The sequence below is a fragment of the Lentzea sp. NPDC020367 genome, assembly GCF_044387305.1.
In the GTDB taxonomy this organism is placed as follows: domain Bacteria; phylum Actinomycetota; class Actinomycetes; order Mycobacteriales; family Pseudonocardiaceae; genus Lentzea.
Window position 1 is genome coordinate 168045 of the sequence record NZ_JBIRVV010000007.1, and the last position, 9784, is coordinate 177828.

8 protein-coding genes are annotated in these 9784 nt (G+C 69.6%); 5 read left to right on the forward strand and 3 right to left on the reverse strand.

Features of this window, described 5'->3' with window-relative positions:
* The first annotated feature begins 68 nt into the window (after positions 1-68).
* From ACH413_RS28980 to ACH413_RS28990, 3 genes are all read left to right on the forward strand, one after another.
* Positions 69-1172: a polyprenyl synthetase family protein gene (locus ACH413_RS28980; protein WP_396425379.1), complete on the forward strand. Its 1104-nt coding sequence runs from the start codon at positions 69-71 to the stop codon at positions 1170-1172.
* Between the two features lie 169 nt (positions 1173-1341).
* Entirely contained in the window at positions 1342-2790 is a 1449-nt protein-coding gene (mptB, locus tag ACH413_RS28985) for a polyprenol phosphomannose-dependent alpha 1,6 mannosyltransferase MptB (protein WP_360043157.1), read from the forward strand.
* On the forward strand, positions 2787-3674 hold the full coding sequence (locus ACH413_RS28990; RefSeq protein WP_360043154.1) for a phytoene/squalene synthase family protein: 888 nt from the start codon (positions 2787-2789) through the stop codon (positions 3672-3674). Before mptB ends, ACH413_RS28990 begins: the two co-directional genes overlap by 4 nt.
* 80 nt (positions 3675-3754) lie before the next feature.
* Here the strand turns inward: ACH413_RS28990 and ACH413_RS28995 are convergent, their stop codons facing one another.
* On the reverse strand, positions 3755-4120 hold the full coding sequence (locus ACH413_RS28995) for an Rv2175c family DNA-binding protein (RefSeq protein ID WP_030474641.1): 366 nt from the start codon (positions 4118-4120) through the stop codon (positions 3755-3757).
* A 77-nt stretch (positions 4121-4197) separates the two neighbouring features.
* On the opposite strand from ACH413_RS28995, the gene pknB reads away from it, so the two are divergent.
* Positions 4198-6219, forward strand: coding sequence for a Stk1 family PASTA domain-containing Ser/Thr kinase (pknB, locus tag ACH413_RS29000; protein ID WP_360043151.1), 2022 nt, complete (start codon positions 4198-4200; stop codon positions 6217-6219).
* 73 nt (positions 6220-6292) lie between these two features.
* Here pknB and ACH413_RS29005 read toward each other — a convergent pair whose 3' ends face one another.
* Positions 6293-7681: a class II 3-deoxy-7-phosphoheptulonate synthase gene (locus ACH413_RS29005; protein WP_319978357.1), complete on the reverse strand. Its 1389-nt coding sequence runs from the start codon at positions 7679-7681 to the stop codon at positions 6293-6295.
* Positions 7682-7855: 174 nt separating this feature from the next.
* Between ACH413_RS29005 and ACH413_RS29010 the strand changes: the two genes are divergently transcribed.
* Complete coding sequence (locus ACH413_RS29010; RefSeq protein ID WP_360043148.1) at positions 7856-8863, forward strand: DUF2891 domain-containing protein; 1008 nt, start codon at positions 7856-7858, stop codon at positions 8861-8863.
* Positions 8864-8971: 108 nt separating this feature from the next.
* Here the strand turns inward: ACH413_RS29010 and ACH413_RS29015 are convergent, their stop codons facing one another.
* Positions 8972-9736 (reverse strand): IclR family transcriptional regulator, encoded by a 765-nt coding sequence (locus tag ACH413_RS29015; protein WP_360043145.1) that lies wholly within the window; start codon positions 9734-9736, stop codon positions 8972-8974.
* Positions 9737-9784: the final 48 nt, after the last annotated feature.

Consider the following 9784-nt stretch of genomic DNA (forward strand, 5'->3'; position numbering starts at 1 on the left):
GGAGCCAACCCTAGTGGGTCTTCCGCTAGGTGAGACTCCAGCTCATCATGTGGTACGCGGGCCCCGCCATGCGGGTGGTCTCGGACACAGCGGACCATGGACGTGTGTCCCACCACCCCATCGACGTCGCTCTGCCCCAGCACGTCGAAGCAGCACTGACCACCTATCTGGCCTCCCGGCGCGCGTCCGGTGAGGCGATGGACCCGAGCTTCGCGAGCGCGGTGGACGCGCTCTCCGATTTCGTGCTGGGCGGTGGCAAGCGCATCCGCCCGACCTACGCGTGGTGGGGCTGGCGAGCGGCCGGCGGCGATCCCGACGGCGAACTCGCGGACGAGGTGCTCACGGCGGTCAGCTCGCTGGAGCTGATCCAGGCGTGCGCGCTGATCCACGACGACCTGATGGACGCCTCCTCGGTGCGCCGGGGCAAGCCGACCGTGCACATCGCGTTCGGCGCGCGGCACCGCGAGCAGGGCTGGCTCGGTTCGTCGGAGCGCTTCGGCATGTCGGCAGCCGTGCTGATCGGTGACGTCGCGCTGGCGTGGGCGGACGACATGCTCTTCGCCGCCGGGCTGCCGTCGGAGGTGCTGCGCCGGATGAGCGAGCCGTGGCGGGACATGCGCACCGAGATGCTCGCGGGCCAGTACCTGGACGTGCTGACGCAGGCGCGGGGCGACTCGTCCGCGGACGCCGCGCTGCGCATCGACCGGCTCAAGACCGCCGCCTACACCGTCGAACGGCCGCTGCACATGGGTGCGGCGATGGCGGGCGGCTCGCCGGAGCTGATCGACGGGCTGCGCGCGTTCGGCGCCGACATCGGCGTCGCGTTCCAGTTGCGCGACGACCTGCTCGGCGTGTTCGGCGACCCCGAGGTCACCGGCAAGCCCGCGGGGGACGACCTCGCCGAGGGCAAGCGCACGCTGCTCGTCGCGCTCGGCATGCAGTTCGGCGCCGATATATTGGATATCGCCCTGGGCAAGCCGGACCTCGACCTCGACACCGTCGAGGAGGTCCGGCGCACGCTCGTGAAGGTCGGCGCCGTCGACGCCGTCGAGGAACGCATCGAGGAGCTGACGAAGAGCGCGCTGGCCGCCCTCGACGCCGCTCCCGTGGCCGAACCGGCCGCCGCCAAGCTCGCCGGCCTCGCGATCAGCTCCACCAAGCGCGCGTTCTGAAGTTGATCACGTTTCCCCGGCGGACGGCTTGATTAAGTCCACGTGACCAGTGTGGCCCGTTGCTTGCCGACGCTTCAGCGCCTTGTGCAACGATGTTCGGGCGATGGCAGCAACTCCGTCCCTCCCCCGCACGAGCTCCGAGACACTTCCACAGGAGCTTGATCCAGTCGTGCGCACGAACACCTACGCCATCCCCATCCGCACGACCATGCTCGGCCTGCTGGGCGTGGCTCTGATCGCGCTCGGGGGCATGGGTGCCGGCGCGATCCTCGAGCGCGACCCGCTGCTCGCCCAGGTCGGGCTGAGCTGGCTGCGCTACGGCCACGGCCGCGACCTCGCGAGCATGGTCCTGTACCTCGGGCTCGGCCTCGTCATCTGGGCGTGGATCCGGCTCGGCCGCCTCGTGCGGTGGGGTGAGATCGGCGACTTCGCGGTGCTGGTCGCGGTGACGGTCTGGACGTTGCCGCTGCTGTTCGCGCCGCCGCTGTTCAGCAAGGACATCTACAGCTACCTGGCACAGGGCCAGCTCGCGCTGAGCGGTTACGACCCGTACACGGTCGGGCCCGCCGTCCTGCAGAGCACGCTGTCCGAGAACGTCAGCTGGGTGTGGCAGCACACGCCGGCGCCGTACGGGCCGTTGTTCATCCTGGTCGCCAAGGCGATCGTGTGGATCACGGACGCGAGCGTCATCCTCGGCGTCGTCGCCATGCGCCTGTCCCTCGCGGGCGGGCTGGTGCTGCTGTGCTGGGCGTTGCCGGGCCTGAGCAGGCACCTGGGCGGCAAGTCGGCGATCGCGCTGTGGCTGGTCGCGGCGAACCCGCTGGTGCTGGTCCACCTGATCGGCGGCGCCCACAACGACCTGCTGATGATCGGGCTGATGGCGGCCGGTGTGCTGCTGGTGCTCGACCGCAGGCACGTGCTCGGCTTCGTGCTGCTGTCCCTCGCGTTCTCGGTGAAGGCGACGGCGGTCGTGATCGTGCCGTTCCTCGTCTGGATCTGGGCGGCGCGCCTGGAGGGCGACAAGCGCGCCCAGTTCCGCAAGGCGCTGCTGCCGGGCCTGGCCGCGTTCCTCGGGACGTTCCTCGTGTGCACGCTGGTCGCCGGGGTGAGCCTCGGCTGGATCCCGGCGCTGCGCAGTTCGTCGATGATCATCAACTGGTTGTCGCTGCCGAGCGCGGTGGGCGACTTCGTGCGCATGGTCGTGAACTGGTTCGTCTACGTCGACGGCGGCATCTTCATCGGCGTGGCGCGGGCGCTGGGTTCCGTCGTGCTGGTCTGGATCGCGTACACGCAGTGGTGGGCGTCGCGCGACGGAGAGGTGCGTGACGCCGTCCGGCGTGGCGCGCTGACGTTGCTGGCCGTGGCGCTGCTGTCCCCCGCGACGCTGCCCTGGTACTTCACCTGGGCGCTGGCGCTGGCCGCCGGGTTCGCGTGGAGCACGGGCGCACTGGTCACGGTGACGACGGCGTCGCTGTTCCTGCTGCTGGTGACGTTCCCGAACGGCGACACGGCGCTGTACTCGTGGGCCTACCTGTTCTTCGCGCTGGTGGTGTCGGGGCTCGCGGCGCGCTCACTGGTGAAGCCGGACCCGTTCGGCCTGTCCTCTCGTTACGAATGAGCCCCAGGACAGTGGACCTGGGCTCCGCCTATGCCGCCTGCCGCCGCGTGAACGCGCGGTACGGCAAGACGTTCTTCCTGGCCACGACGCTGCTGCGGCCTGACCAGCGGCCCGCGGTGCACGCGCTGTACGCGTTCGCCCGGTGGGCCGACGAGATCGTCGACGCGGCCGGGGTGACCGACCGCGCGGGTGAGCTCGACCGGCTGGAGCGGCTCCTGGAGAAGGCGCCGTCGAACCCGGTCCTGCACGCGCTGGCCGACACGATGCGCCGCTACGACATCGACAGGTCGCTGTTCACCGACTTCCTCGCGTCGATGCGGATGGACCTCGACGTGACGGAGTACGCGGACCTCGACGCGCTCGGTGTCTACGTGCACGGCTCGGCGGAGGTCATCGGGCTGCAGATGCTGCCGGTGCTCGGCACCGTCGTGCCCCGCGAGGAGGCCGAACCGTACGCGGCCCGGCTCGGGGTGGCGTTCCAGCTCACGAACTTCCTGCGCGACGTCGGCGAGGACCTCGACCGCGGCCGGGTGTACCTGCCGCAGGACGTCCTCGGAGCGCACGGCGTCGACCGCGACCTTTTGCAATGGTGTCGTCGTCATCGGCGCGCAAACGACCGGGTGCAACGGGTTCTCGACGATCTCGTCGCGCACTCGTATGCGATATATCAGTCTGCGGAGCCCGGTATCGGGATGCTGTCCGCGACGTCGCGGCCCTGTGTGCGGACCGCGTACACGCTGTATCGCGACATCCTCGGGCTCGTCGGCTGCGAGGTGTTGTGGCGGCGTGTGGCCGTGCCGAACTCACGGCGGCTCGCCGTGGCGGCCCCCGGCGTCGGCCGAGCACTCCTGGCCCGTGTGACGACCCACGGGACTACGGGGTGAGCCCCGCTCTTTTAGCCTCGCGCAGGGGTTCCAGACGTCTCTCACCTGCGGAGACGTCTGGAACCGCTGCGATCGGCGACTTAGAAGCCCATGGCTTGCGCGCGGCGCTTTACCTCACGCCCACGGTCTCCGCGCAATGCTTCGATCGGAGTGCCAGGGAGGCTTTCGTCCTCCGTGAAGAGCCAGCGCAGAATCTCGTCCGTGGAGTAGTTCTGGTCGCGCAGCACCGTGATGGTGCCGGGCAGACCCTTCACCACCCCTCCGGCAGCGAGAAACGCCTCGGGGACGACGAGAACGCCGGCCCGCCGCTCGGCGAGCAGTTGCCCGTCGCGCAACATTTGGTGGACCCGGGTGACCGGAAGTCCCATTCGGTCGGCCACCTCGGGGAGAGGAAGAACCTCCAGGTCGGCAGCCAATACATCCGCAGCGGCAGGAATCGCACTCACGGGGGTCACGATGCCATAACCGAACTGGGAACGCCCTTCCGCCAACCGGGTCATCCTGAGCTTTACCATCTCGCACTGTGGAGAGGTCGGTTTCGAACGTGATGGGTGGACTGCTGGAGCAGCGCTACCGGGTGGACTCCGTGCTCGCGCGCGGTGGCATGTCCACCGTCTATCGAGGTCGCGACACTCGCCTCGATCGCGATGTGGCCATCAAGGTGATGGATCCGCACCTGACGGCGGACCCGGCGTTCGTCGCGCGCTTCGAGCGCGAGGCACGCGCGGCGGCCCAGTTGCATCACCCGGCAGTGGTGTCCGTGCACGACCAGGGCGTCGACGGTGACCAGGTGTACCTGGTGATGGAGCTGATCGACGGCGGAAACCTCCGTGACCTGCTCAATCAGCGCGGCAAGCTCGCTCCCGCCGTGGCGCTGAGCATCCTCGGGCCGGTGCTGTCGGCGTTGGGCGCCGCACACCGCGCCGGGCTCGTGCACCGGGACGTGAAGCCGGAGAACGTGCTGATCGGGCCTGGTGGCCAGGTGAAGGTGGCGGACTTCGGGCTGGCCCGTGCGATCGCCGAGAACGGCGTCACGAGCGACAGCGAGATCCTGGGCACAGTCGCCTATCTTTCACCTGAACAGGTGGAATCGGGCGCCGCGGACGCGCGCAGTGACGTCTACGCGGCCGGGATCGTGCTCTACGAGATGCTGGCGGGTCAGGCGCCCTATCGCGGTGAGACGGCCATCTCGGTGGCCTATCAGCACGTGAACTCGGACGTCCCGTCGGTTCCGGAGATCCCGCTGGCGCTCGACACGCTGGTGCGCAAGGCGACACGGCGCGACCCGGTGCTGCGGCCCGCGAACGCCGACGCGTTCCTGGCCGAGCTGGAGCGCGTGGGCACGGACCTGGGCCTCACGCCACAGCCGGTGCCCGTGCCCGGTTCGGCGCCCGAGAACGACAGGACGGTCATCATGCGGCCGGTTCCGGTCGCGGTCGGCGCCACTCCTCCCTCGGCGGCCGAGCTGACCAGGCCGGTGGTGCCGAAGCCGTCCCTGAGCTCGGCGGCGATGACGACGGTCAACACCGGGCCGCCAACGCCGCCTCCCGGCGCCTCCGCCACGCGCACGATGCAGCGGCCGGAGCCGCCGCGCCGTCGTCCTCCGCAGAAGAGGAAGCCGAAGGTCGACCCGGTCGAGGAGGAGCGCAAGCGGCGCAAGAAGCTCTTCACGATCTGGGGTTCCGTGGTCGTCGTGGTGGCGATCATCGTCGGCCTGTTCTCCTGGTACGTCGGCGCCGGTCGCTACACGGAGATGCCGTCGGTGGCCGGGCAGTCCGAGCAGAACGCGATGCTGCTGCTCTCGAAGGCCGACCTCACCGGGCTGGTCGAGAAGGTGCCGTCCAACGACGTGCCCAACGGCACGGTCATCAGCTCCGATCCCGGTCCTGGCGCCGAGCTGCGCAAGAACCAGCAGGTGAAGCTCGTCGTGTCACGCGGCAAGCCCGTGGTGCCGTTCATCAACACCGGCGCCGAGGTGGACGCCGCGACCAAGGACATCGAGGCGGCGGGCCTGAAGGCGGCCAAGGACCCGACGAAGGACGCGTTCCACGACACCGTGCCGATCGGCAAGGTCGTCGGCGTCGATCCGCGCCCCGGTACGGCGCTCGCGCTCGACGCCCCGGTGACCCTCATCCTGAGCAAGGGACCGCCGCCGCGCCTGCCCGTGCCGAACGTGACGGGCAAGACGAAGGACGAGGCGGTCGCCGAACTGCAGCGCGCCGGCCTGGAAGCGGTCGACGCGGGTGGCGACGACGCGCCGGAGAACAACGGGTCGCGCGTGGTGCGGACGGATCCGCCCGCGGGCACGGTGCTGGACCCGACGCAGAACAAGCGGGTCACGCTCTTCTACCAGAACAACCGGGAGATCGAGGTTCCCGACGTCACCCGGCAGAAGGTGCGGGAAGCCAAGGAGCAGCTCGAACGGGCCGGTCTGAAGGTGAAGGTCGAGTTCAACAAGAGCAACAACGCGACCGTGGTGAACCAGTCGATCCCGCCGCGGACGCGGGTGAAGCGAGGAACCGAGATCACGATCGTCGGCCTCTGATCACGGCAAAGGCGAAGGGCCCCGCGTTCTCGACGCGGGGCCCTTCGTTCTTCAGCTCGTCTTCAGGAAACTGTCAGGAACGCAGCATCTCGGCGACGAGGAACGCGAGCTCGAGCGACTGCTGCGTGTTCAGGCGCGGGTCGCACGCCGTCTCGTAGCGGCCGGCGAGGTCGTCGTCGGAGATCTCCTGGGCGCCGCCGAGGCACTCGGTGACGTCCTCACCCGTGAGCTCGATGTGGATGCCACCGGGGTGCGTGCCGAGGCGGCGGTGCACCTCGAAGAAGCCCTGGACCTCGTCGACGATGCGGTCGAAGTGCCGGGTCTTGTAGCCGGTCGACGACTCGTGCGTGTTGCCGTGCATCGGGTCGCACTGCCAGATGACCTTGTGGCCGCTGGCCTCGACCTTCTCGATGATGGCGGGGAGCACGTCGCGCACCTTCTGGTTGCCCATGCGCGAGATGAGCGTCAGGCGACCAGGCTCGTTGCGCGGGTCGAGGCGCTCGACGTACTCGACGGCCATCTCCGGCGTCGTCGTCGGACCGATCTTGAGACCGATCGGGTTCGACAGCATCTCGGCGAACGCGATGTGCGCGCCGTCGAGCTGCCGGGTGCGCTCGCCGATCCACACGAAGTGCGACGACAGGTCGTAGAGCCTGGGCTCGTCGCGCGTCGTGTCGAGGCGGAGCAGCGCGCGCTCGTAGTCGAGGAGCAGCGCCTCGTGCGAGGCGAAGATCTCGGTGCCGTGCAGCGACTGGTCGTTCACGCCGCACGCCGACATGAACTTGAGGCCGCGGTCGATCTCGCCGGCCAGGGCCTCGTAGCGCTCGCCCGCGGGCGAGGTGCGCACGAAGTCGCGGTTCCAGTCGTGCACGCGGTGCAGGTCGGCGAGACCCGCGCCGGTGAGCGCCCGCAGCAGGTTCATGGCCGCGCCGGCGTTCGCGTAGGCGCGGATCATGCGGCCGGGGTCGGCGACGCGGGCTTCGGGCGTCGCGACCAGGGAGTTGATGATGTCGCCGCGGTAGGACGGCAGGCCGAGAGCGTCGATGCCCGACGAACGCGGCTTGGCGTACTGGCCGGCGATGCGGCCGACCTTCACCACCGGAAGACTCGCGCCGTAGGTCAGCACCACGGCCATCTGCAGCAGGGTCCGGATGTTCGCGCGGATGTGCGGCTCGGTGTTGTCAGCGAACGTCTCCGCGCAGTCACCGCCCTGCAGGAGAAATGCCTCACCGTTCGCGACCTGCGCCAGTTGCGTGTGCAGCCGGTCGATCTCGGCGGGCACGGTGATCGGCGGCACGCTCTCGAGCACGGTCCGCACGCGACGCACCTGTTCGGCGTCGGGCCAGTCGGGCTGCTGGGCGGCCGGGCGCGACAGTGCGTCGTCCAGGCGCTTGCGCATCTCGGGAGGCAGCGGCGGAAGCTCGGGAAGCGTGTCGATGGGCACGTCCACGGTCCAGTTCACGCTGCTCATCCTAGTTGTCCCACACTGAGAGACCCTGCCGGGCCTGTCAGCTGTTCAGCACGTGTTTTCCACGTCACCCGGCCGGTGTGCCGATCCCGCCGGCCGGGTGAGGTCTGTTACTTGTCAACTATCTACCCCTGCCCTATTGAGATGTCGCACTGCATGATGTGGGCCATGACCGCCACCCGATTGGATGACAGCACCGCGACACGGCTGCTGGGCATCGCGATCGAAAACATCCAGCGCGACCACCCGGTGCACTGGTCGCACGTGATCGACGGGGACGACCGGCTGGTGCCTCAGCGGGTGCTGCATCCGGTGTTCGCCGGGTCGTTCGACTGGCACTCGTGCGTGCACCAGACGTGGCTCGCCGTGCGCATGCTGCGGCTACGCCCCTCTCTCGCGGGAGCGGACACGGCCCGCAACGCCCTGGACAAACTCATCACGCCCGAGAACTGCGCCGTCGAGGCCTCGTTCTTCGCCTCCCCGGCCGGACGGCACTGGGAGCGCCCGTACGGGTGGGCGTGGCTGCTGCTGCTCGACGCCGAACTGCGCACCTCCGGCCTGCCGTGGTCGGTGGCGCCGATCGCGAACGTGCTGCGCGACCGATGGCTGGAGTGGATCTCCGTGGCGCGCCTGCCGATCCGCACCGGCACGCACAGCAACACCGCGTTCGCGACCGGCCTCGTCCACGACGCCGCCCAGGTGAACGGCGACTCCGAACTGGTCACCGCCTGTGTCGACGCTGCGCTGCGGTGGCACCGGGACGAGACCGCGTACGGCGGCTTCGAACCGGACGCCGCCGACTTCCTGTCCCCCGCGCTGACGACGGCCGACCTGATGCGCCGCGCCCTCGGCACCGCCGAGTTCGCCGGCTGGCTCGACGCCTACCTGCCGGACCTCGAGTCGGAACGGTGGCGGGTGCTGCGCGAGCCCTACCCGGTCGACGACCCCAGCGACCCCTACGGCTCGCACCTGGCCGGGCTCGCGTTGTCGCGCGCCTGGAACTGGGAGGCGATCGCGGAGGCACTGCCGGCCGACCACCGCTACACCTCGCTGGCCCGGACGGCCTCCGCCGCGCATCGCGAGGCCGGGTGGACCTACGTGTTCGGCGGGCACGGCTACATGGCCGACCACTGGCTCGGCACGTTCGGCGCCTACCTCGACGCAAAGGCTTTCTGACCTGCGCTTACCCACCCATTGCAAAAGACGTTTGCGGACGTCCGCAAACGTCTTTTGCATAAGGTCGGACAAAACGGGCACCGATATATTGGATTTCAGGTGCCGCCATCAGGTGCCCGACGACAGCGTCGCGCGCCGGATCAGGGTCAGGGCGATGCCCGTTGCCGCCGCGTGCACCGAGGCCGCGTGCACCCGAGGATCGAACCGGATGGTCGGGCCGGCGACGCTGACCGCCGCCACCACCGCGCCGTCGTGGCCGAGCACCGGTGACGCCACGCACGCCAGGCCGACCCTGGACTCCTCGAACTCGTAGGCCACGCCCGTCTGCCGGATCGTGGTGAGCTGGCGGCGGAGCATGCCGGGGGTGACAACGGTGCGGGGCGTCCGGCGGGCCAGCGGCGAACCGAGCACCTCGGTGCGCAACGACGGCGACGCGTGGGCGAGCAGGGCCTTGCCGATCGCCGTCGCGTGCAGGGGCATGCGACCGCCCAGACGCGACGGCGAGGACGCCTGGCGGTGGCCGCCGATCTTGGCGGCGTAGACGACCTCGTGGCCCTCGAGGAGTCCGAGGTGGACGGTCTCGTGGGTGCGTTCGTAGAGGTCTTCCAGGTACGGCGTGGACACCTCGACCAGGCGGCGTTCGACCGACGCGCGGATGCCCAGCTGGAACAGGTGGCCGCCCAGGCGGTAGCCGCGCGTGCCCCGGTCGAGCAGGCGGACCTCGGCCAGGTCGCCCAGCAGGCGGTGCAGCGTCGCCTTCGACAGGCCGGTGCGTCGGCCCAGTTCCGCGAAGCCGAGCTCGTCGTCGTCTGCGCCGAAGGCGTTCAGCACCGACATCACCTTGCCGAGCAGGGTGTTCGGTACCTCGGTCATCACCTGATCGTGCCACTGAGTTCCGGTCAGCGGAACTCTGAAGTCCCC

What these genes read in the sequence shown, in the direction of transcription:
- ACH413_RS28980 (WP_396425379.1), top strand. Translation starts at nt 69, where the DNA reads ATGCGGGTGGTCTCGGACACAGCGGACCATGGACGTGTGTCCCACCAC.
- ACH413_RS28990 (WP_360043154.1), top strand. Translation starts at nt 2,787, where the DNA reads ATGAGCCCCAGGACAGTGGACCTGGGCTCCGCCTATGCCGCCTGCCGC.
- ACH413_RS29010 (WP_360043148.1), top strand. Translation starts at nt 7,856, where the DNA reads ATGACCGCCACCCGATTGGATGACAGCACCGCGACACGGCTGCTGGGC.
- ACH413_RS29015 (WP_360043145.1), bottom strand. Translation starts at nt 9,736, where the DNA reads ATGACCGAGGTACCGAACACCCTGCTCGGCAAGGTGATGTCGGTGCTG.